This window comes from Mesorhizobium sp. STM 4661 (assembly GCF_000359125.1).
Lineage (GTDB): Bacteria > Pseudomonadota > Alphaproteobacteria > Rhizobiales > Rhizobiaceae > Mesorhizobium.
This window is the reverse complement of record NZ_CAAF010000073.1, coordinates 93355-113382: the sequence shown is the minus strand read 5'-3', so window position 1 is coordinate 113382 and position 20028 is coordinate 93355. Positions and strand designations below refer to the sequence as shown.

At 65.0% G+C, this 20028-nt stretch carries 23 protein-coding genes; 17 read left to right on the top strand and 6 right to left on the bottom strand.

What is annotated here, in order from left to right; all coding sequences use genetic code 11:
* The first annotated feature begins 24 nt into the window (after positions 1-24).
* The 4 genes from MESS4_RS24785 to MESS4_RS24770 are packed head-to-tail and all read left to right on the top strand — an operon-like array spanning position 25 to position 3831.
* The gene (locus MESS4_RS24785; protein ID WP_006336946.1) at positions 25-795 is read left to right on the top strand and encodes a glutamine amidotransferase; all 771 of its coding nucleotides are present in this window, start codon (positions 25-27) and stop codon (positions 793-795) included.
* A gap of 2 nt (positions 796-797) precedes the next feature.
* Positions 798-1709: a ribokinase gene (locus MESS4_RS24780; RefSeq protein WP_006336944.1), complete on the top strand. Its 912-nt coding sequence runs from the start codon at positions 798-800 to the stop codon at positions 1707-1709.
* The gene (locus tag MESS4_RS24775; protein ID WP_006336937.1) at positions 1706-2578 is read left to right on the top strand and encodes a BtpA/SgcQ family protein; all 873 of its coding nucleotides are present in this window, start codon (positions 1706-1708) and stop codon (positions 2576-2578) included. The genes MESS4_RS24780 and MESS4_RS24775 overlap by 4 nt, the downstream gene beginning before the upstream one ends.
* Positions 2575-3831 carry a Zn-dependent hydrolase gene (locus MESS4_RS24770; RefSeq protein WP_006336930.1) on the top strand — a complete coding sequence of 419 codons (1257 nt, stop codon included), beginning with the start codon at positions 2575-2577 and terminating at the stop codon, positions 3829-3831. Before MESS4_RS24775 ends, MESS4_RS24770 begins: the two co-directional genes overlap by 4 nt.
* Here MESS4_RS24770 and MESS4_RS33745 read toward each other — a convergent pair.
* Positions 3822-4037, bottom strand: a complete 216-nt coding sequence (locus tag MESS4_RS33745) for a hypothetical protein (RefSeq protein WP_157385665.1) — start codon at positions 4035-4037, stop codon at positions 3822-3824. The genes MESS4_RS24770 and MESS4_RS33745 overlap by 10 nt on opposite strands.
* Before the next feature lie 157 nt (positions 4038-4194).
* Here MESS4_RS33745 and MESS4_RS24765 point away from each other — a divergent pair, with 157 nt between their 5' ends.
* From MESS4_RS24765 to MESS4_RS24750, 5 genes are all read left to right on the top strand, one after another.
* Positions 4195-5223: an ATP-binding protein gene (locus MESS4_RS24765; RefSeq protein WP_006336927.1), complete on the top strand. Its 1029-nt coding sequence runs from the start codon at positions 4195-4197 to the stop codon at positions 5221-5223.
* Positions 5224-5316: 93 nt separating this feature from the next.
* Positions 5317-5946 carry a response regulator transcription factor gene (locus tag MESS4_RS24760; protein WP_006336926.1) on the top strand — a complete coding sequence of 210 codons (630 nt, stop codon included), beginning with the start codon at positions 5317-5319 and terminating at the stop codon, positions 5944-5946.
* Positions 5947-6280: 334 nt separating this feature from the next.
* On the top strand, positions 6281-6511 hold the full coding sequence (locus MESS4_RS33740) for a hypothetical protein (protein ID WP_157385664.1): 231 nt from the start codon (positions 6281-6283) through the stop codon (positions 6509-6511).
* Positions 6512-6586: 75 nt separating this feature from the next.
* On the top strand, positions 6587-8338 hold the full coding sequence (locus MESS4_RS24755) for an ABC transporter permease subunit (protein WP_006336921.1): 1752 nt from the start codon (positions 6587-6589) through the stop codon (positions 8336-8338).
* A gap of 40 nt (positions 8339-8378) precedes the next feature.
* On the top strand, positions 8379-9692 hold the full coding sequence (locus tag MESS4_RS24750) for a nitrate/sulfonate/bicarbonate ABC transporter ATP-binding protein (protein ID WP_006336919.1): 1314 nt from the start codon (positions 8379-8381) through the stop codon (positions 9690-9692).
* 16 nt (positions 9693-9708) lie between these two features.
* On the opposite strand, the gene MESS4_RS24745 is transcribed toward MESS4_RS24750, so the two are convergent.
* Complete coding sequence (locus MESS4_RS24745) at positions 9709-10137, bottom strand: VOC family protein (RefSeq protein WP_006336916.1); 429 nt, start codon at positions 10135-10137, stop codon at positions 9709-9711.
* A gap of 214 nt (positions 10138-10351) precedes the next feature.
* On the opposite strand from MESS4_RS24745, the gene MESS4_RS24740 reads away from it, so the two are divergent.
* The 4 genes from MESS4_RS24740 to MESS4_RS24725 all read left to right on the top strand — a co-directional run bounded on the left by MESS4_RS24740 (position 10352) and on the right by MESS4_RS24725 (position 13404).
* A complete protein-coding gene (locus MESS4_RS24740; protein WP_006336913.1) occupies positions 10352-11554 on the top strand; it encodes an MFS transporter in 1203 nt (400 codons plus the stop codon).
* A 233-nt stretch (positions 11555-11787) separates the two neighbouring features.
* Entirely contained in the window at positions 11788-11976 is a 189-nt protein-coding gene (locus MESS4_RS24735; protein WP_036242064.1) for a hypothetical protein, read from the top strand.
* Positions 11977-12156: 180 nt separating this feature from the next.
* A complete protein-coding gene (locus MESS4_RS24730; protein ID WP_036242062.1) occupies positions 12157-12966 on the top strand; it encodes a class I SAM-dependent methyltransferase in 810 nt (269 codons plus the stop codon).
* A 132-nt stretch (positions 12967-13098) separates the two neighbouring features.
* Positions 13099-13404 (top strand): hypothetical protein, encoded by a 306-nt coding sequence (locus MESS4_RS24725; protein WP_006336907.1) that lies wholly within the window; start codon positions 13099-13101, stop codon positions 13402-13404.
* Between the two features lie 55 nt (positions 13405-13459).
* On the opposite strand, the gene MESS4_RS24720 is transcribed toward MESS4_RS24725, so the two are convergent.
* Positions 13460-14092 (bottom strand): PQQ-binding-like beta-propeller repeat protein, encoded by a 633-nt coding sequence (locus MESS4_RS24720; RefSeq protein ID WP_036242061.1) that lies wholly within the window; start codon positions 14090-14092, stop codon positions 13460-13462.
* Positions 14093-14129: 37 nt separating this feature from the next.
* Positions 14130-15350 carry a hypothetical protein gene (locus MESS4_RS24715; protein ID WP_006336904.1) on the bottom strand — a complete coding sequence of 407 codons (1221 nt, stop codon included), beginning with the start codon at positions 15348-15350 and terminating at the stop codon, positions 14130-14132.
* A gap of 127 nt (positions 15351-15477) precedes the next feature.
* Between MESS4_RS24715 and MESS4_RS24710 the strand changes: the two genes are divergently transcribed.
* The 3 genes from MESS4_RS24710 (at position 15478) to MESS4_RS24700 (ending at position 17147) form a co-directional block, all read left to right on the top strand.
* Positions 15478-16224: a DUF899 family protein gene (locus MESS4_RS24710; RefSeq protein WP_006336903.1), complete on the top strand. Its 747-nt coding sequence runs from the start codon at positions 15478-15480 to the stop codon at positions 16222-16224.
* Positions 16225-16333: 109 nt separating this feature from the next.
* Positions 16334-16636 carry a hypothetical protein gene (locus tag MESS4_RS24705; RefSeq protein WP_006336902.1) on the top strand — a complete coding sequence of 101 codons (303 nt, stop codon included), beginning with the start codon at positions 16334-16336 and terminating at the stop codon, positions 16634-16636.
* A 142-nt stretch (positions 16637-16778) separates the two neighbouring features.
* The gene (locus tag MESS4_RS24700) at positions 16779-17147 is read left to right on the top strand and encodes a DUF559 domain-containing protein (protein ID WP_081609846.1); all 369 of its coding nucleotides are present in this window, start codon (positions 16779-16781) and stop codon (positions 17145-17147) included.
* 96 nt (positions 17148-17243) lie between these two features.
* Here the strand turns inward: MESS4_RS24700 and MESS4_RS24695 are convergent, their stop codons facing one another.
* Positions 17244-18098, bottom strand: a complete 855-nt coding sequence (locus MESS4_RS24695; protein WP_006336900.1) for an aldo/keto reductase — start codon at positions 18096-18098, stop codon at positions 17244-17246.
* A 237-nt stretch (positions 18099-18335) separates the two neighbouring features.
* On the opposite strand from MESS4_RS24695, the gene MESS4_RS24690 reads away from it, so the two are divergent.
* Positions 18336-18959 (top strand): ankyrin repeat domain-containing protein, encoded by a 624-nt coding sequence (locus MESS4_RS24690; RefSeq protein WP_244441210.1) that lies wholly within the window; start codon positions 18336-18338, stop codon positions 18957-18959.
* An 86-nt stretch (positions 18960-19045) separates the two neighbouring features.
* Here the strand turns inward: MESS4_RS24690 and MESS4_RS31290 are convergent, their stop codons facing one another.
* Complete coding sequence (locus tag MESS4_RS31290; protein ID WP_006336898.1) at positions 19046-20014, bottom strand: autotransporter outer membrane beta-barrel domain-containing protein; 969 nt, start codon at positions 20012-20014, stop codon at positions 19046-19048.
* Between the last annotated feature and the right edge of the window lie 14 nt (positions 20015-20028).

The following is a 20028-nucleotide window of genomic DNA, read 5'->3' as shown; positions in this document are numbered from 1 at the left end:
ATCAATTCGACATAGGGGGTAAACATGTCCAGGAAGAAGGTTCTTCTCGCAGGCGAATCCTGGGTCTCGACCGCGACCCATATCAAGGGCTTCGACCAGTTTCCGACCGTGACCTATCACACCGGCGCCGACGAACTGCTGGCCGCGCTGAAGGATGGTCCGTTCGACGTCACCTTCATGCCGGCGCATGAGGCGCAGCGGAATTTTCCCCAGACCATGGAAGCGCTTTCGGCCTATGACGCGGTCGTGCTTTCCGATCTTGGCGCCAACACGCTGCTGCTTCACCCCGACACCTGGATCCACTCCAGGCCGACGCCGAACCGGCTGCGCCTGCTGCGCGATTATGTCGGCAATGGCGGCGGTCTGCTGATGTTCGGCGGCTACTACAGTTTCCAGGGCATCAATGGCGGCGCGCGCTATCACAAGACGCCGGTCGAGGAGGTTCTGCCGGTCACGTGCCTGTCCGTGGATGATCGCGTCGAGGTTCCGGAGGGCTATGCGCCGGTCGTTGTCGGCCAGCAGAGCCATCCGATCCTCAAAGGCCTGGGCAAGGATTGGCCGATCCTGCTCGGCTTCAACGAGGTTACGGTCAAGGACGGTGCGGAAGTTCTCGCCACCGTGTCTTCCGACTACCGTTCCCTGCCGCTGCTGGTGACCGGCAAATATGGCAAGGGCCGCACCGTCGCCTGGACCTCGGATGTCGGCCCGCACTGGCTGCCGCCGGGCTTCATCGCCTGGAGCGGCTACAAGACGCTCTTCGAACAGATGCTGGGCTGGGCAACAGCCAAGGACTAGCCATGCGCGTCCATGTCATCGGCAATGTCTGCGTCGATACGACGTTTCGGCTGGACCGCTTTCCGGCGGCGGGAGAGACGCTGAACGCGTCGGAACATTCCGACGGACTTGGCGGCAAAGGTGCGAATCAGGCGGTGGCCGCGGCACGCACCGGAGCTGATGTTCGTTTCCGTGCGGCGATCGGCAATGATGCGGCCGGCGCATGGATAAGGGAGCAGTTGAGCCGCGATCTCGACGTCCGTCATCTGGCGACGCTGCCGCTGCCCAGCGACCGTTCGACAATCATCGTCGATGCGCGCGGCGAGAACCTTGTCGTCACCGGCGCCAGTTGCGCCACCGCTTTCGATCCCCTGGCCGACAGTGGCTTCGTGCGCTCGATCGAACGCTTGGATATCATGGTGATGCAGGGCAACCTTCACCCCGATGCAACGACGGCCTGTCTGCGCGCGGCGCGCGCGTCGGGAGCCTTGACGATCTTCAATCCTAGCCCGCTCGCGGCCGGCCATGCACCGCCTTTGAGCGCCGTCAGCTTCGCTGTCGCCAATGCGGGTGAGGCGGCGCAACTGACCGGCGCCAGCGATCCTGCGGCCGCGGTCCGCGAATTGATCCGTCAAGGTGCCGGCGCCGCGATCGTGACGCTTGGGGCGGATGGCTGCCTGGTTGCCGATGGCGAAGGACGGATCGAACAGATCGCGGCGCCCAGGGTGGCGGTGGTCGATACCAGCGGCGCGGGCGATGTCTTTTGCGGCTGCCTCGCCGGCTGCCTTGCGGACGGCATGGACCTTGCTGCGGCAGCGCGGATCGCGGTACGCGCCGCTGCCATTTCGGTCGGGCGCGCCGGCACGCTCGAGTCCTGCCCCGACAGGCGGGAGATGAAAATGCTCATGGAAACGACGGAAGCGGAAAAGGCATGACAAAATCCCCCAAATCCATCGGCTCCAAACCAATTGGCCCCAAACCAATCGGTCAAGTCGCGGATGATGCGTTGCAGTCGATCTTCGGCAGGAGCAAGGTGGCGATCGGCGTCGTTCATCTCGCACCCCTGCCAGGCGCGCCGCGTTATAGTGGCGAGGCGGTCGAGGCCATCTATCAACGCGGCCTCGACGACGCGAGAGCCTATCTGCATGGTGGTTGCGATGGCGTGATCGTCGAGAACCACGGCGACGTGCCGTTTGCCAAACCGGATGATATCGGGCCGGAAACCTCCGCCTATATGTCCGTCGTTTCCGACCGCATCCGCCGCGAACTCGGGAGGCCGATCGGAATCAACGTGCTGGCCAATGCCTCCATCCCAGCGCTTTCGATCGCCAGCGCCTCGGGTGCCTCCTTCGTCCGCGTCAATCAATGGGCCAACGCCTATGTCGCCAATGAGGGCTTTATCGAAGGCGAAGCGGCGCGTGCCATGCGCTTCCGCGCCAGGCTTCGGGCCAACGGCATCCGCATCTTCGCCGATGCCCATGTCAAGCACGGCGCACATGCGATCGTCGGCGACCGGCCGGTCGAGGAACAGGTCAAGGATCTGGTGTTCTTCGATGCCGATGCGGTAATCGCCACCGGCCAGCGCACCGGCCACGCCGCTGACCTCGGCTACATCAGGATGATCAAGGAAGCAGCCGGATTGCCGACGCTTGTCGGCAGCGGTGTAACGGCTGACAATGCCAACGATATTCTCGACATCGTCGACGGCGTGATCGTCGCCAGCTCGCTCAAATATGACGGGGTCTGGTGGAACCAGGTTGAACCGCAGCGGGTGAACGCCTTCATCCGCGGCCTCAAGCGATGACTTTGCAGCCGGAAATTGACGGCGAGAGATTGCTCAGGCGGCTCGATGCGTTCGCCCGGATCGGCGCGACGCCGGCCGGGGGCGTCAACCGGCAGGCGTTCAGCGTCGAGGATCGCAGCGCCCGGCGCCTGCTGGCGGAACTGGCGCTCAAGCGCGGCTTCCAGGTTTTTCAGGACGGCATGGCGAACCTCTTCATCCGCCGCGAGGGCTCGGATACCACGCAGTCGCCGCTCTTAATCGGCAGCCACCTCGACAGCCAGCCGACCGGCGGGCGCTTCGACGGAGCGCTCGGCACGCTCTGCGCCTTCGAGGCGCTCGAAGCACTGGAGGACGCGAAGGGGCAAACCCGAATGCCGATCGAGGTCGTCGCCTGGGCCAATGAAGAGGGCAGCCGCTTCGCGCCCGGCGTCATGGGCTCGATGGCATTCACCGGCGCGGATATTTCCTCGTGGAAATCCACGGTCGGCAGTGACGGCGCGTCCCTCGCAACGGAACTCGATGCGACGATCGCTGCATTGCCGGAGGCGGCCGCGCGGCCGATCGGCATGCCGATATCGGGCTACATCGAACTCCATATCGAACAGGGGCCATCGCTGGAAAAGGAGCGGATGCCGATCGGCGTCGTCACGGCCGTCCAGGGTACGCGCTGGCTGGAAGTCTGCATTCAGGGGTCTGCCGGTCACGCCGGCACGACCGGCCTTGCATACCGTAGGGATCCGATGGTTGCCGCCGTTACGGCGATGCACAGGCTGCAGGCAACGATCATGCCGCTCGACGCCGACGCACGGCTGACAGTGGGCCGGATCGCAGCCCAGCCAGGATCGATAAACGCGATACCGCAATCGGTGATCTTCACCGTCGACCTGCGGCATCCGCAGCCGGAGCGGCTCGATGCCATTGAGGCCGAGGTGCGCCAGGTCTGCCGGGCGGAGGCCGAGGCCCGGAACTGCACGGCAGCGATCGCGCGATCGTTCGATATGCCCGGGGCAGCATTTTCGCCGGATATGATCGATGTCGTCGAAGAAGCCGTCAATTCTCTGCGGCTACCGCACAAGCGGATGACATCGGGCGCTTTCCATGACGCGCTGTTCATCGCCCGCGTGGCGCCGGCTGCAATGATCTTCGTGCCGTGCCGCGACGGGCTCAGCCACAATGAGGCCGAATATGTGGAGCCTGCTCATGCAATCACCGGTGCGCGGGTCCTGCTGCAGGCAGCCATCGTGGCGGCCTCTGCGGGCAACCGTTATAGATGATCATTCACCACCGCCGGCGAAGTGGCGGCGGTCGACATGAGCGAGATCTCCAAAACCGGCGACGGCATCCATTGCATGGCGCAGGCGCTGAAGCGCGAACCGGCCTGAGGGGCGACACTGTTCATCGTTCCAGGACCGGCGGGCGGTACCTCGCCGTGGCTTAGCGTGATCAGCCGGGGTTGCCACCAACGAATAAGGTCGGCCATCGGTCGGCCGTATCTCTAGATCACGCCGACGCGCATCCAGCGTCCTGGTGTCCGGCGCGATCTTGCCAGGCGGAGATTGCACGCCGTGCGATCGGTGGCATCTTGCTGGTCGGCAGTTTCGATTTCACGACAAGCGGTCAGCGGCAAGGGACCCCCAATGACACGATCGACGGCGTTACCCCTGGCGGCGATCGCCGTCATGGCGGTGATTTTCATCTTCGACACGGTGACCGACATGGAGATCGCCGTTGCGGTTTTCTATGTCGCGGTCGTGCTGTTCTCGGTCGGCTTCCTGCACAGGCGCGGCATCATGCTCCTGGCGTCCGCCTGCATCGCGCTGACGGTGCTGAGCTACTTCCTGACCCAGTCTGGCTCGCCACGGGCCGGTCTCATCAATTGCGTCATCAGCATCGCGGCGTTCGGGCTGACGACCTATCTGTGCCTGAGGACTGCTGCCGCGGAGGCCGCGGCGCGCAACGCCCAGGCGCAGCTTGCCCATGTCACGCGCGTCACCACGCTGGGCGAACTGACGGCATCGATCGCTCACGAGGTCAACCAGCCGCTTGCCGCGATCGTTACCAATGGCAATGCCTGCCAGCGCTGGCTGGCGGCGGAGCCGCCGAATCTCGGGCAGGCGACAAGCACGCTCGAGCGCATCGTCGAGGACGCCATGCGGGCAAGCGAAGTGGTCGCCCGCATCCGGGCGCTGGTCAAGCGGGCGCCCTTCGTGAAGACGCCGCTCGATCTCAACGAAACGGTGCTGGAAGCCATCGCCCTGGCACGAAACGAAATCGAGCAGAACGATGTTTCGGTGCGCATGGCGCTGGCCGATGGTCTGCCGCCGGTGCCGGCCGACAAGATCCAGTTGCAGCAGGTGATCCTCAATCTTGTCGCCAACGCCGTCGATGCGGTTCGCTCAACCGACGCAGGGCCGCGGGAGCTGAAGATCGAGACTAGGCTGCATGACGGCGACGGCGTGCTTGTCGGCGTGCACGATTCCGGCGCCGGGTTCGGCCGGCAAGACCCCGAGCGGCTGTTCGATCCCTTCCACACCACCAAGCCCGGAGGCATGGGAATGGGACTGGCGATCAGCCGCTCGATCGTCGAGGCGCATGGCGGGCGCATCTGGGCCGCGGCCGGCACCTCGCGCGGCACGGTCCTGCGCTTCACCTTGCCGCAAAGCTGACTGGAGCGCCTTGCAAACCGGCCGCTCCGTGCCCATACCGGAAGACAGCCGGAAGCTTTTCGTCCGGAGGAGCCACAGCCGCCGGATCCGCAGGTGAACGAAGCGCGACCCATCGTCTATGTCGTCGATGACGACGCCTCCGTCCGGCAGGCGCTCGGCAACCTTCTCGATTCGGTCGGGATCGATGTGCGCTCCTTTGGATCGGCGGGCGAGTTCGCGGCGGCTGAAAAATCCGACGCGCCCGCGTGCCTCGTGCTCGACATCAGGATGCCGGGCCAGAGCGGGCTCGATTTCCAGGGCGAACTGGTCAGGTCGGGCGAGGGGATGCCGATCGTCTTCATCACCGGCCATGGCGACGTGCCGATGGCGGTCAGGGCGATGAAGGCCGGCGCGATCGAATTCCTGACCAAGCCGTTTCGCGACCAGGATCTGCTTGACGCCATCCAGGCCGGCATCGAAAAGGACCGCAAGCGGCGACAGGAACTGGCGACGCTGACGCAGTTGCGGGAGCGCCTGGCCACTTTGAGCGCCGGCGAACGCGAGGTTCTGGCGCTGGTCGTCAAGGGCCGGCTGAACAAGCAGGCCGCCGGCGAGCTCGGCGTCAGCGAGATCACGGTCAAGGTTCGCCGGGGCCATGTCATGCGCAAGATGCAGGCCCGCTCGCTGGCGGAACTGATCAGGATGGCCGACATGATCGGCATTTTCACACGCGACCTGACGTAGCCTTGCATCGGATGGGGCCGCCCTTCGGCAACGGTATAGCCGGACTATACGTTGGTATCGTTGCGCTCCGCTTGGCGGCGCCGCGGTTGACAAGTCCCGGCGCCGGGCATAGCTGCGGCCACAGCGGACACTTCGGCGTTCGCCCAAAACCGATAGAGAGAACAATGGACGGCTACCCTAGTAGCGTTCCGGCGGCCGAAATGCGGTCCGCCGGGGCAGCGAAACCCAAAATCTGGATTGCGACCGGCAGAACCTGCCGGGTGAACGCCGTTCGGGCCTAGGCCTGTCCACGTCCACCTCCGGTTCGGTCGGCAGCGATCGAAGGAGGTGAATGATGACCAACACCCTCATCCTTCCCGGCATCCGTGTCAGCGGCATTGCCTTGCGCGGGCGACCGACTGTCGGCCGCCCCATAGCCGCAAGCGTCCGGCCGACCCCGGCACTCGTCGCGTGCTGGTCGAGGAACGCTTCGACCGGCCGCCTCGAATGCCGCTGGGCGCGGGAGCGGCAGGCTGCCCCGGAAGAAGGCGCCAGTCGTGGCACGCCCTTGCGTCTCGTCGCCTGATCGACGCCCGCCGTCCCGCCTGGGCGCGGCGGGCGCCGGCAAGCCAGCGTTCAAACCCTCGTCCGGACAGATGCCATGATCTTCCTGCCACACGACCGTACCTCGCAGCGCGAAGCCGCCCAGCTTGTGCGCAACCGCATCATGCCCAACAGCTACGATCTCGTCGCGCTGGCGATCCTGGCGGCGCTGATCGTGCTGCTGGCGCATGGCGCCAGCGCCATGCGGGCGCCGGCTGCGGTGCTCTCCGCCGCGCCGGTGACGCTCGACATCGCCAACCTGCCGGAATATGCGTTGCGCACGACGCTGCGCATGTTCGCGGCGATCATCGCATCGCTGCTGTTCACCTTCACGGTCGCGACGCTCGCCGCCAAGAGCCGCCGCGCCGAGATGGTCATCATTCCGGCGCTCGACATCCTTCAGTCGGTGCCGGTGCTGGGTTTCCTGACCTTCACCGTGACCTTCTTCGTGGGTCTGTTTCCCGGAAGTCAACTTGGTGCCGAATGCGCGTCGATCTTCGCCATCTTCACCGCCCAGGCCTGGAACATGGCCTTCTCGTTCTACCAGTCGCTGCGCACCGTGCCGCGCGACCTCGACGAGGTCAGCCGCGGCTTCGGCCTCTCGGCCTGGCAGCGCTTCTGGCGGCTGGAAGCGCCTTTCGCCGCGCCCGGCCTGGTCTGGAACACGATGATGTCGATGTCGGGCGGCTGGTTCTTCGTCGTCGCCTCGGAGGCGATCACCGTCGGCAACACCACGGTCCAGCTTCCCGGCATCGGTTCGTGGCTGGCGCTGGCCATCGACAAGCAGGATTTCCGCGCCGTCGGCTGGGCCGTGCTGGCGATGGGAATTCTCATCCTGCTCTACGATCAGCTGCTGTTCCGGCCGATCGTCGCCTGGGCCGACAAGTTCCGCTTCGAGCAGACCGCCAGCCAGCAAAAGCCGCGCTCCTGGGCATATGACGTGCTGCGCGGCGCGCGCCTCGTCAAAATCCTTGTCGCGCCCTTCGCCTGGGTGTGGCAGCGCCTGATGCTCGTCCGGCTGGGCCGCCGCCGGGCCGCGCCCGCTGCCGCCAATCCGACTGTATCGCGGCTCATCGACCGTTTGTGGCTGGGTTTCGTGCTGGTGATTGCCCTTTGGGGCGCCTGGACGGCCGTCTCCTACATGCACCGCACGCTCGGCTGGAGCGACGTCACGGAGGCTTTCGGCGGCGGCCTGGTGACGCTCGTGCGCGTCGTCGTGCTGATTGCCATCGCCAGCCTGATCTGGGTGCCGATCGGCGTCTGGATCGGATTGCGGCCGGCCGTCGCCGAGCGGGTCCAGCCACTGGCGCAGTTCCTGGCCGCCTTTCCGGCCAATGTGCTGTTTCCCTTCGCCGTCCTCGCCATCGTCGCCACCGGGGCGAACCCGTCGATCTGGCTGTCGCCGCTGATGGTGCTCGGTACGCAATGGTACATCCTGTTCAACGTGATCGCGGGCGCCAGCGCATTTCCCGCCGATCTCAAGGAGGCCGCCGCCGTCTTCAAGCTGCGCTCGTGGTCGTGGTGGCGCTATGTCATCCTGCCCGGCATCTTTCCCTATTACGTCACCGGCGCGCTCACCGCCTCGGGCGGCTCGTGGAACGCTTCCATCGTCGCCGAACTGGCAAGCTGGGGCAACACGAAGCTGGAGGCCTTCGGACTCGGCTCCTACATCGCCAGGGCGACCGAAGTCGGCGATTTTCCGCGCGTCGTGTTTGGCATCGCCGTCATGTCGTTCTTCGTCACCCTGTTCAACCGCACGCTGTGGCGTCCGCTCTACGTCTTTGCCGAACGGCGCATGCGCCTCGACTGAGCGACCATCCAACATCGCAACCCAAATGGGGAGACCGATCATGAACGAATTCGTCACCGCCAAGGTCCCGCTCGTCGACGTAAGCGGCGTCTGCCAGACCTATGACAAGGGCAATGCCGGCAAGCTGGTCGTTCTCGACGACGTCGCGCTGACCCTTCACACGGCCGAGATCGTCGGTCTGCTCGGCCGTTCCGGCTCGGGCAAGTCGACGCTGCTGCGCTCGATCGCCGGGCTGATCGCGCCGAGCAAGGGCAAGGTCACCTTCGAGGGCGCGCCCGTCACCGGAACGCCCGACGGTATCGCCATGGTGTTCCAGAGCTTTGCACTGTTTCCGTGGCTCACCGTCCTGCAGAATGTCGAACTCGGGCTCGAGGCGCGGGGCGTCGACGCCGCCGAACGGCGCAAGCGGGCGCTTGGCGCGATCGACCTCATCGGCCTCGACGGCTTCGAAAGCGCCTATCCGAAGGAGCTTTCCGGCGGCATGCGCCAGCGTGTCGGCCTTGCGCGCGCGCTTGTCGTGCATCCCAAGGTGCTGCTGATGGACGAGCCGTTCTCGGCGCTCGACGTGCTGACGGCCGAGACGCTGCGCACCGATCTGCTCGACCTCTGGTGCGAGGGACGCATGCCGATCGAGGCAATCCTGATGGTCACCCACAACATCGAGGAAGCGGTGCTGATGTGCGACCGGGTGCTGATCTTCTCTTCCAATCCAGGACGGGTGATCGCCGAAATCAAGATTAATCTGCCGCAGCCGCGCAATCGCCTCGATCCCGCCTTCCGGGCGTTGGTCGAGGACATCTACGCGCGCATGACCGCCAGGAAAGCCGACGGCGCGCCGGCACGCGACGGCATTTTCCCCGGTTCGGGCATCGCCATGACGTTGCCGCGCGTCTCGACCAACCTGATGGCCGGGTTGATCGAGGCGGTCGCCAACGCACCCTACAACGGCCAGGCCGACCTGCCGCCGCTGGCCGCCAGCCTGCAACTGGAGATCGACGATCTGTTTCCGATCGCCGAGACGCTGCAGCTCCTGCGTTTCGCCGAACTGGCCGAGGGCGACATCCGCCTGACGCCGGCCGGCAAGCGCTTTGCCGAAAGCGACGTCGACGAACGCAAGCGGCTGTTCGCCCAGCAACTCGCCACCTATGTGCCGCTGGCCGCCCATATCCGCCGCGTGCTCGACGAACGCGCCGGCCACAAGGCGCCGGCCCGGCGCTTCCGCGACGAGCTGGAAGATCACATGTCGGGCGAGTACGCCAACCAGACGGTCCGCGCGGTGACGAGCTGGGCGCGCTATGCCGAGCTGTTCGCCTATGACGAGCAGGCCGACCTGTTCACGCTGGAAGATCCGTGAGATCAGCAGACACAGGTTAAAACGTGATCTTCACCGAAGCGACGCTGCGCGTGGCCGGCCCGTGATAAACGGCCTCGATGTTGTTGCCGTCGGGGTCGAGCAGGAAGGCGGCGTAATAGCCGGGGTGATAGGGCCGCTCGCCCGGCGCGCCATTGTCCGTGCCGCCGCCGTCGAGCCCGGCTCTGTAGAAGGCGTCGACCACGGCGCGATCCCCGGCCTGGAAGGCAAGGTGATGGCGTCCGGTCAGCTTTCCCTGGGCCGCCCGGCTGTCCGCGCTCGAGACGAACAGCTCGTCGGCCCAGAAATAATCCTCGGCGCTGCCGCCGATCGGAATATCCAGCACCTTGAAAACCGCCCCGTAGAAGCGGCGGCTGGCCGGCAGATCCCTGACCACCAGATGGAGGTGGTCGATGAGCCGGCCGCGATGAAGTTCCTGGGTTGCCACGCCTGATACCTCCTAATCCCAATGGGTTGGAATCTAGCTCCCGACCGTGCACGGTCAATGCAATGGGAGCGATCGAGGACGTGTCCTCGCCAACTGGATAAAAAATGCAACCGGATTGTCGGATTTCCCGCAGCGGCATCGTCCTTCGGACGCAAACGGCGTGACGAAGCTCGAAAGAGGTCGCGCCGTGTCCAAACGATCTCGGGAGAAAAGCATGAGCCTTTCCTATCGTTGGGTCATCGTCGCGGCGGGCGCGCTGATGACCTGTGTCGCGCTCGGCGCGATGTTCTCGCTGGCGATCTTCCTCGAACCGATGGCGCTCGATACAGGCTGGTCGCGCGCCGGCATATCGAGCGCGATGACGCTGAACTTCCTGGTGATGGGTCTCGGCGGCTTCGCCTGGGGCGCCATCTATGACCGCCTCGGCGCCCGCCCCGTCGTGCTGGCCGGCGCGGTGCTGCTCGGCTTGGCCCTGGTGGTGGCGAGCCGCGCCGGCTCGCTTCTCGTCTTCCAGCTGAGCTACGGCGTGATCGTCGGGCTGGCGGCAAGCGCCTTCTTCACGCCAATGATCGCGCTGACCACCGCCTGGTTCGACACCAACCGCAGCTTGGCCGTTTCCCTGGTCTCGGCCGGCATGGGCGTGGCGCCGATGACGATCTCGCCCTTCGCGCAATGGCTGATCACGGCCTATGACTGGCGCACCGCCATGTTCGACATCGGCGTGATGGCGTGGGTGCTGCTTTTGCCGGCGGTTCTTCTGGTGCGCCAGCCGCCAGTGCCTGCCGCTGATACTGACGCCTCGGGGCCGGTCGCCGAGGGCGCCGGCATGTCGGTGCGCCAGGCGCTGCTGTCGCCACAATTCATCGTTCTGGGGCTGACCTTCCTTGCCTGCTGCGCGGCGCATTCAGGGCCGATCTTCCACATGGTGAGCTATGCCATGCTGTGCGGCGTGGCACCGATGGCCGCGGTCTCGATCTACAGCGTCGAGGGCTTGGCCGGCCTGGGCGGCAGGCTGTTGTACGGCGTGCTTGCCGACAGGCTGGGCGTCAAGCCGGTGCTGATCGCGGGGCTGGCGATCCAGGTCGTGGTGATCGCGGCCTATCTCGCGGTCAGCCAGCTTGGGCAATTCTACACGCTCGCCGTCATCTTCGGCGCCACCTATGGCGGCGTTATGCCGCTCTATGCGGTACTGGCACGCGAATATTTCGGCCAGCGCATCCTCGGTACTGTGTTTGGTGCCGCAACCATGCTGTCCAGCATCGGCATGGCCTTCGGGCCCCTGGCAGGCGGCATGGTGTTCGACGCCTACGCCAACTATTCCTGGCTCTTCATCGGTTCGGCCCTTGTCGGGCTGGGTGCCGCGGGAATCGCGATCGCCTTCCCGCCATTGCCACGCAAGGAGCTGCGGCCGGCGTAGACGGTGCGGATGACGCCCTGACGTGCCCGTTCGCGCAAGACCCGCCCCGGTTTTCCGGAGCGGGTCTGTTGCCTGAGGCGGAACTCGACACATGGCCGCGACAACGATGGTCGCCGCGGCCTGGTGAAGATCGGGTTAACCGACAATTTGATTCAAGTCCGGCTGTGGATATTTGCTTTCGGGTAAGGCCCACCAGCCATCCTTGCCGGACGGTGGGCAATAAGGAGAAGCTCATGAAAAGCGACTTTGCCGCCGCGCACCTCCATCTTGAACGAGCCTGTCATTACCTGCGCGGTGACGACGAGACGAGCAGCGAGGTTCGTGCTGCTTTGGATCTTCTGATCGAGGCAATTGTCGCAGCCCAGTATACGCGGCCGGTCGCGGACGTGGTCGAGTTTCCCAGATCGGCAAGGCTGCGATAGGCCGTGATCGACCCGCTGCGGCGGCACGAAGCCAGCCGATCAGTCATACGTTTCGTCGCAGCCCCTGACATCCAACGCCACCCGGCTCCCGCTTTCCTGGCCCTCTGGTCCAGGGAGGTGGCTGAGCGTATCCTTGCCGCGAGCCAATGGTTTGAGATTGTCTCGGGAAGGGAGATGGCGATGGCTGAGGCTGCGCGTCACGACGCCTGGCAGGCCGGGGACAGCTATGACCTCTATATGGGGCGATGGAGCCGTCGGATCGCTCCATTGTTCCTGGATTGGCTCAATCCGGCGGAGGGTCTGGACTGGCTGGAGGTGGGTTGCGGAACCGGGGCGCTTTCGGCAGCCATCCTGGCGCGTTGCAACCCCGGGAGCCTGGTGTCGCTCGACCCATCGGAAGGCTTTCTCGCCAAGGCGCGTGCCAACGTGCCGGATGAACGTGTCGTATTTCTTGCAGGCGATGCGCAGGCCCTGTCCGTCGAATCCGCCAGCAAGGACATGGTCGTGTCGGCGCTGGTCCTCAACTTCATCCCGGACAAGGAGAAGGCGCTCGCTGAAATGCGGCGGGTCGCCCGCGGCGGAGCAACGGTCGGATTCTATGTATGGGACTATCCCGGCGGCGGCGTGGAATTCATGCGCGCCTTCTGGACCGCCGCGAAGGCCCTTGACCCCGCTGCCGCCGACCTCACCGAGGACAGGCGCTTTCCATTCTGCACGCCCGACGGGTTGACCGATCTGGCAGCCAAGGCCGGTCTCGTTGCCATCGACTGCACCAGGATCGAGATGCCGGCCGTGTTCAGGGATTTCGAGGACTATTGGCACCCCTTCACCCTGGGCGCGGGGCCGGCGCCCGGCTACTGCATGAGCCTTGCACCGGAAGCGCGCCAGAGATTGATGGAGAGGCTCCGCGACAGCCTGCCGCGCGGCGAGGACGGGTCCATTCCCATGAAGACGAGGGCCTGGGCGGTCAGGGCCAGGATTCCTCGGTGACCGCTAGATCTCGTCGTGCCACAACGGGGGCCGGCAACGATATGGCGCTCCGTGCAAAGTTCGGGTTGACCGCTCCCGGGCGCAAAGCGACACTCCGCCTTGGTCGACGTGCAGGATGCAGGAGAAAATGCGATGGACGAGCCCGATCGTTGGCGTCACATGACGAGCGCGCCAAGGGATGGCAGCCGGATCCTGGTCACGGTCAGGCCGTCCGAACAGGGGCCGGCGGAAGTCGACCTGGCTTACTGGTCGCGGGCCGACCAGTTCGGCACCGAGGGCTGGCGCGCCTCCGACTCTTCGCCGGGACGCGTGGTCGAATATGCCGAGCCGGAGCTGAAATGCTGGATGCCGCTGCCGTCAGCCAATCTGAGCAGAGGGTCGATGCCTTCACCCTGGGAAGGCGAGGACGTGCCGCTGCTCGACGGCTCCGGGATTTGAGGCGCACCCGAACGGGCAGCGCGCGATAGGCACTGGTCAAGCGAGCCACCGCAGCTTATTTCGGCCGACGCACCGATCTCACCATGCCGCCGGGTCCGCTGCCGCAGAAGAAACGGTCGCCGCCATCGGATTCGAGCCCGGACACGCCGGTGCCGGCCGGCATGTCCAGCCGCTGCAGAACCTCGCCGGTCCGCGGGTCGACCCGCCGCACGTCGCTCTGGTCGCCCTCCCAGGTGCCATGCCACAGCTCGCCGTCTACCCATGTCACCCCGGTGACGAAGCGGTTGGATTCGATGGTGCGCAGAATTGTTCCTGTCTCGGGGTCGATCTGGTGGATCTTGCGGTCGCGGTTCTGACCCACCCAGAGCGTGCCTTCGGCCCAGGTGAGCCCGGAATCGCCACCGCCGCCTGGCGCCGGGATGGTGGCCAGCACCTGGCCGGTGTCGGGGTCGATCTTCTGGATCCGGTCCTTGGCGAGCTGGAACAGGTGCCGACCGTCATAGGCGGTGCCGGCGTGCGCCGCGACATCGATCGAGCGCAGCGTCTCACCGCTCGCCGGGTCGAAGGCGGTCAGCTTGTCGCCCGAGGCAAACCAGACCTTGTTCCCGTCAAAGCTCACCCCATGCACTCTCTCCACCCCCGGAAAGGGTCCGTATTCGCGCAGGATTTCGGCCGCTGAATGTTTCATGTCTTTGTCCTCACCAAGATGATCGGTCATGCCTTCCTTAACCAGTCGGCAGCGGCGCCGGGAGTAACAAGGTGGTCGTGAATCCCGCCACCGGCGGCGTCATCCAGCGGCGCGCCCGCCCGTCGCCGAACGACTGCACCTTGCCGGCCTCGGCGAGCTGCTCAAGCGCCCGCTGCACGCTGCGCTGGCCGGCGCCAAGCGCCAGCGCCCGCGCCGAGCTCGCCCAGGATTCACCATCGGCAAGGAAGGCGAGCACCGTCGCGTGCCGCTCTTCGATCGGCCGCGCCAGCACCACCACCTCGCCGGCATGGCGCGGCGCCAGCGCAAAGCCTCGCTTCGTCGCACCGATGTCGGCCAGCGTCCGCAATTCGGCGCGCAGCCGGCCGATCTCGACCCGCAGCCGCGCGCGATGCGATTCATCGGCATGCTTGCCGCCGAAGGCCCGCGCGATGAGCGTCGCCCTCGGCACATCCCCAGGCCACGCCTCGGCCAGCGCGCGCGCCAGCGCGAACAGCACCGGGCGCGTGGCCAGCGAGACCGTGGTTTCCTGCTTGCGCGCGGCATAGCGGAAGGTATCGACGACCAGCGCCGGCGACGCCTGCAACGCCTCGACCTCCTCAAGCAGCAGCGGACGTTCCTCACCCTGTGCGATCAGCCGCGCAGCGGGTGTCTCCAGCGCCAGGAACGCGCTGTCGACCTCCGCCATAAGGCCCGGGATGCCTGCCTGGCGCGCGGCATGGCGTGCCCACTCCAACGCTGTGCGCGCTTTTCTCGTCTTGAGGCGCCGCATGGCGATACCGGCGACAGCCAGTTCGTGCGCGGCCCTCGAAGCCGGCGGAAGCGGGCCGGGGTCGAGTCCCGCCAGCACGAACTCGGCCTCGTCAAGGCGGCCAATCAGCAGCAGGCGCCGCACTTCGAGGTGGCCGGCATGCGCGGCGTTCAGCCGGTCGCCATGCTTTTCCAGCGTCGCCCGCGCCGCGTCGAGCGCCTTGGCCGGCCAGCCGAGGTCACGCGAGACCAGCGCGATCTCGGCCTCGGCGACGATGCATCTGGCGCGCGCCACGGCCTCTTTCGGGCCGAAGCCGCGCACGGCCCGCCGCAACAGCAGCTTGGCGCGATCGAGGTCGCCGAGCTGCGCCATGGCGATGCCGCGCAAGGCGAGGGCCGGCGCGTCCTCGCGCAGGGCGATGCGGTCGAGCGCGCCGAGCGGATCACCCGCCGCCAGCGCCAATGCCGCGGCCGTGATCAGCGAGTCCATTCAAATCCCGTCACACCAAATCCCGTCACACTTGTAACTCCCACCTTCCCGCGCAGCGGCGGTACTTTACCTCACGATCAGCAGGCAACAACACGCCGCAACGACAGACTGGCAAAGGAGAAGACCAATGACCAAACACACCGCAATGAAGACACCACCTGTTGTTTCGCAGCAAGCATGGGAGGCCGCGCGCGAAGAGCTGCTGGTGAAGGAAAAGGCCACGCTCCGCGCCAAGGACGCGCTGGCCGCCGAGCGTCGGCGCATGCCGTGGATGGCGGTGGAGAAGGCGTATACGTTCGAGGGGCCCGACGGAAAGGCGAGCCTGCTCGATCTGTTCGAAGGCCGCCGTCAGCTTATCGTCTACCGCGCTTTCTTCGAGCCGGGAGTGTTCGGCTGGCCCGATCACGCCTGCCGCGGCTGTTCGCTGGGGGCCGATCAGGTCGGCAATCTCGCCCACCTGAACGCCCGCGACACCACGCTCGTCTACGCCTCGCGCGCGCCGCAGGCCGACATTGCGCGGCTGAAGAAGCGGATGGGCTGGGAGATGCCCTGGTACACCATCATCGACAGCTTCGACGCCGACTTCGGCGTCGACGAATGGCACGGCCACAATGTGTTCATCCGCGACGGGAAAAGCATCTTCCGCACCTATCTCATCAACAGCCGCGGCGATGAGGCGATGGGAACGGTCTGGAGCTATCTCGACGCGACGCCGCTCGGCCGCCAGGAGGTTTGGGAGGACTCCCCCGAAGGCTACCCCCAGACCCCGACCTACAAATGGTGGAACTGGAACGACAATTATGACGCCGCGCCCGACAAGAAATGGGCCGAGGTGTCCGATGCCGGTGAGGCGGCGTTCCGAAAGGACGACTAGGGTAGTGGATTTGGCACGAGCGCCCGGCGCCGTTCACCAGGGCGCCGGAGCTCTGCTCCCGTTGGCTCGCGCCAGTGGCGCAGCCGGGCTCTGTTGCAGGAGACAGATCATGAGCACGACCCATACAGACGCCGGCGGCGCGATCCCTGGTAAAAACGCAAATGCGGCCATCCTCAGCGTGGCCAGACCTGGCATTGCCGATTGGCTGTGCCTTGCCGCGGCACCGACCTTCGCCCTGATGGCGCTGCTCACCTGTATCCTCAGCGGCGATGCGGCGATGCTGTGCATGGGCGCGAATGCCTCGCCGCTCGCCGGCTTGCCTCTAACCGGAATGCCGGCGATGTATCTCCTGATGAGCGCCTTCCATCTGGCGCCCTGGCTAAGGGTGATTTCCCGCCGGCAGGCCCAATAGGGGCTGCCGACCCTCGCCTAGGCGCTGCAGGCGACGCTGCCAATCTCCCCCCGTGTGGGGGAGATGTCCGGCAGGACAGAGGGGGGCGCCGTAGGGTATCAACATCAATTGACATAGAGCCCCATTCACAACCGGCCCGACCATGCCTCACACACCCTTGCCCCCGCGAAACCGCGCAAACGCCAAGTCGATGCGCAAGGCGATGACCGACGCCGAATTTAAACTCTGGAACGAGCTTCGCGCGCATCGATTGATGGGACTCGGGTTTCGCAGGCAGTTTCCGATCGCCGGCTATATTGTCGACTTTGCGTGTCCGGAGAAGAAACTCGTTGTGGAAGTCGACGGCTCGCAGCACGGCGATGCAAGTCTGGCGGCAGCCGATCAGGCCAGGAAGAAGCGACTGGCGCAGGATGGCTGGATCATCCTCCGCTTTTGGAATGACGACATCCTCGACATCGACAATGTCTGCCAGCATATCGTGATCGAGGCAGGGCTTGCCGGTCCGACCTGATACGCTGGCGGGACAGCGCCCCCCTCTGTCCTGCCGGACATCTCCCCCACTTTGGGGGAGATCGGCAGCTTCTCCGTCGGCTCTTCGAGCTTGACCTCAGAACAAAAACGCGGCCGTGGCCGGGTTCGGCCCGGTGCGGCCGTCGGGCGAATCCATGCCTCGGATGACTTCGAGGTCGTTTGGTCCCAGCTCGAAATCGAAGACATTGAAATTGGCGGCGATCCGCTCCTGATGGATCGACTTCGGAATGACGATCAGCCCTTCCTGGAGATGCCAGCGGATGATGATCTGGGCCACCGACTTGCCATGCTTCCTGGCGATGCCTGCAAGGGTCGGGTCGCTCAGCAGCCGGCCGCTGCCCAGCGGGCTCCAGCTTTCGATGCGGATGTCGTGCCTTGTGTGGTAATCCCTGATGTCGCGCTGCTGAAACCGGGGATGCAGTTCGATCTGGTTGACCGTGGGCGTCACGCCGGTCTCGCCGATGATCCGCTCCAGATGGTCCTGGTTGAAATTCGAGACGCCGATCGACTTGATGCGGCCGGCTTGCCTGAGGTCGATCAATGTCTTCCATGCCTCGACATATTTATCCTGGCTGGGCACCGGCCAGTGGATCAGGAACAGGTCGATCCGGTCTATCCCGAGCTTGCTCATCGTCTCGTCGAAGGCGCGCAGGGCGGCGTCACGCTGGTGCGCGCCGTTGCGCAGCTTCGAGGTGATGAACAACTCGCGTCTCGGCACGCCGGCCGCGCGGATTGCCTGTCCGACCCCTTCCTCGTTCTGGTAGCCCTCGGCGGTGTCGATCAATCTGTAGCCGGCCTCGATTCCCCAGCCCACGACTTGCGCCGTAATGGCGGGATCGACCTGCCACACGCCAAGGCCAATCTGGGGAATGACGGAGCCGTCGTTCAAGGCAATCTGTTCGGGTCTGTTCAGGATAATCTGTTCAGGCATGTTCAGGTCCTTCTGTATCGTTCCGCCCGGCGCGCCAATCTTATCTAGTCCCGGCAATCGCCAAAGCCAGCCGATATCAGGAGAATGTGACGAAACGGACATGAGGCGCCGATCTCGCCGGCCGCTTCGGGTTGACATCGCTCAAGGCCACAATGGATTTCGGGGGTTCTCCCTATTGTCGCGGATTGTATGATATTCTGCGGGAATTTCCTGGAGAAGGCTGCATTGACCAAAAGCGTGGAAGCCGAAGAGGCAAGGGGTTGGTCGAACCTTCTGGTCGCGGCGGAAAAAGGCGATGCGGAGGCCGTTCGATCGGAGTTGGCGGCCGGCGCCGATATCAACGAAATGGACGAAGGCGGCTGGTCGGCCCTGCATCTTGCAGCCCTCAATGCCCGCACCGCGGCGGTCGAAGCGTTGATCGAAAATCCGGCAATCGATGTTAATTCCAGGAACAAATGGAAGAGCACGCCTTTGAGCCTGGCTTCGGCCAAGGGCCACTTTGCCGCTGTTTCGGCCCTCGTCAAACATGCTGGAATTGAGATCAATGCGCGAGCTGACTACTATGGCAGAACGGCGCTGATTGAAGCAGCAAAGAACGGCCATCTGGATGTCGTCAAGTTGCTTCTGGAGAATGGCGCCGACGTAAATCTGACGGACAAGACAGGACGAAACAACGCGCTCATCGAGGCCATCAAGGGGCGGCATTACGGGATCGCGGAATATTTGCTGGAGTCCGGGAAAGTGAACTTTCTCAACAAGGAGATGAGGCTGAACGCCCTGATCTGGGCCGGCAGCAGCCGTAATCATCATCTCATCGAAAAGCTGGAAGCCGCGATCCATAGGTTCTTCGAGGGCAAATAGCCGCTTCGCTTCCGTGCACTATGTGCCGTCGGCACTCTGGCTTTCCGATGGACGCGTGAGCCGGATCCATGGAGATCATCAAAGCCTCAGAACATCGCTCCGACCCTGGCTGCAAACGTCTGGTCCCGGCTGTCGCCGCCACTGCCGTAGGCCGTGCGGTAATCGAATCCGAGAGTCCAGCTCTCGCCGATCCGTGCATCGAAGCCGAGGCCGACCGTCAGGTATTCGCTCGAAGTCGGCTCGATATCGAGCGCATAGGGCAATGTGCCGATGTCACTGTAGCCCAGGCTGGCTCGGCTCGATCCCTCGAAATCGTGCGTATATTCGAACCGGGCTCGAGGCTTCAACACGCCCCAGTCCATGGCAATGGCGTATTCCAGCCGAAGCCCGAGCACGCCCGAGAGCGTATCCATGGTCTGGTCGCCATAGGTCAGGTCCCAGATGCCGCCGCCGCTCTCGGCGAAGCCGTCGAGGTTCGACCGCGAGGCTTCAAGCCGCCCGTAGGGCGATACCAGCCAGCGCTCCCGTCGGTATTCGTACCCGGCAGAGAGCGAGCCGAAGACCTGCCGTCCGTCCCGCGAACCGGTGGCGATGTCTCCGGTCGTCGTCACGAAACGGCGGCTGTCGAAATCCATGAAGCCGTATCCGATCACGCCGTCGATGAAGATCCCGGGTAACGGCTTGTAGCTGCCATAGGCGGCCATCGACAACGCCCGGGCCCGGCTCTCGGTGCCATTGTCGCCGACATCGGTTTTGTCGCGGCCGTAGCCGAAGCCGAGACCCGCCGCGAAGGACGGCGAGAAGCGGTAGTCGATGCCGCCGCTCAGGCCGACAAGCGTGCTGTCGAGGTCGATGCCGCCATTGTCGCTTTCGGCGAAATTGACATAGCCGCCCGACCAGATCGCGAAGTTGCCGAGAGGATTGTAGGCTTCGCTGCCGGAAGCGGGCCTCCTGGCGTCCTTGCTGCCGGCATCCATTCGTTCGAAAGCGTCGGCGACGGGATCGTTTTCCTTCTGCCCGGCATAGGCTGTCCGACTGGAATCAGGCTCGGCCATGCCGACGTTGACGC

Coding starts and splice junctions, on each gene's coding strand:
- MESS4_RS24785 (WP_006336946.1), top strand. CDS start 25: ATGTCCAGGAAGAAGGTTCTTCTCGCAGGCGAATCCTGGGTCTCGACC.
- MESS4_RS24780 (WP_006336944.1), top strand. CDS start 798: ATGCGCGTCCATGTCATCGGCAATGTCTGCGTCGATACGACGTTTCGG.
- MESS4_RS24775 (WP_006336937.1), top strand. CDS start 1,706: ATGACAAAATCCCCCAAATCCATCGGCTCCAAACCAATTGGCCCCAAA.
- MESS4_RS24770 (WP_006336930.1), top strand. CDS start 2,575: ATGACTTTGCAGCCGGAAATTGACGGCGAGAGATTGCTCAGGCGGCTC.
- MESS4_RS33745 (WP_157385665.1), bottom strand. CDS start 4,037: ATGGCCGACCTTATTCGTTGGTGGCAACCCCGGCTGATCACGCTAAGC.
- MESS4_RS24765 (WP_006336927.1), top strand. CDS start 4,195: ATGACACGATCGACGGCGTTACCCCTGGCGGCGATCGCCGTCATGGCG.
- MESS4_RS33740 (WP_157385664.1), top strand. CDS start 6,281: ATGACCAACACCCTCATCCTTCCCGGCATCCGTGTCAGCGGCATTGCC.
- MESS4_RS24755 (WP_006336921.1), top strand. CDS start 6,587: ATGATCTTCCTGCCACACGACCGTACCTCGCAGCGCGAAGCCGCCCAG.
- MESS4_RS24750 (WP_006336919.1), top strand. CDS start 8,379: ATGAACGAATTCGTCACCGCCAAGGTCCCGCTCGTCGACGTAAGCGGC.
- MESS4_RS24740 (WP_006336913.1), top strand. CDS start 10,352: ATGAGCCTTTCCTATCGTTGGGTCATCGTCGCGGCGGGCGCGCTGATG.
- MESS4_RS24735 (WP_036242064.1), top strand. CDS start 11,788: ATGAAAAGCGACTTTGCCGCCGCGCACCTCCATCTTGAACGAGCCTGT.
- MESS4_RS24730 (WP_036242062.1), top strand. CDS start 12,157: ATGGCTGAGGCTGCGCGTCACGACGCCTGGCAGGCCGGGGACAGCTAT.
- MESS4_RS24725 (WP_006336907.1), top strand. CDS start 13,099: ATGGACGAGCCCGATCGTTGGCGTCACATGACGAGCGCGCCAAGGGAT.
- MESS4_RS24720 (WP_036242061.1), bottom strand. CDS start 14,092: ATGAAACATTCAGCGGCCGAAATCCTGCGCGAATACGGACCCTTTCCG.
- MESS4_RS24715 (WP_006336904.1), bottom strand. CDS start 15,350: ATGGACTCGCTGATCACGGCCGCGGCATTGGCGCTGGCGGCGGGTGAT.
- MESS4_RS24710 (WP_006336903.1), top strand. CDS start 15,478: ATGACCAAACACACCGCAATGAAGACACCACCTGTTGTTTCGCAGCAA.
- MESS4_RS24705 (WP_006336902.1), top strand. CDS start 16,334: ATGAGCACGACCCATACAGACGCCGGCGGCGCGATCCCTGGTAAAAAC.
- MESS4_RS24700 (WP_081609846.1), top strand. CDS start 16,779: ATGCCTCACACACCCTTGCCCCCGCGAAACCGCGCAAACGCCAAGTCG.
- MESS4_RS24695 (WP_006336900.1), bottom strand. CDS start 18,098: ATGCCTGAACAGATTATCCTGAACAGACCCGAACAGATTGCCTTGAAC.
- MESS4_RS31290 (WP_006336898.1), bottom strand. CDS start 20,014: ATGGCCGAGCCTGATTCCAGTCGGACAGCCTATGCCGGGCAGAAGGAA.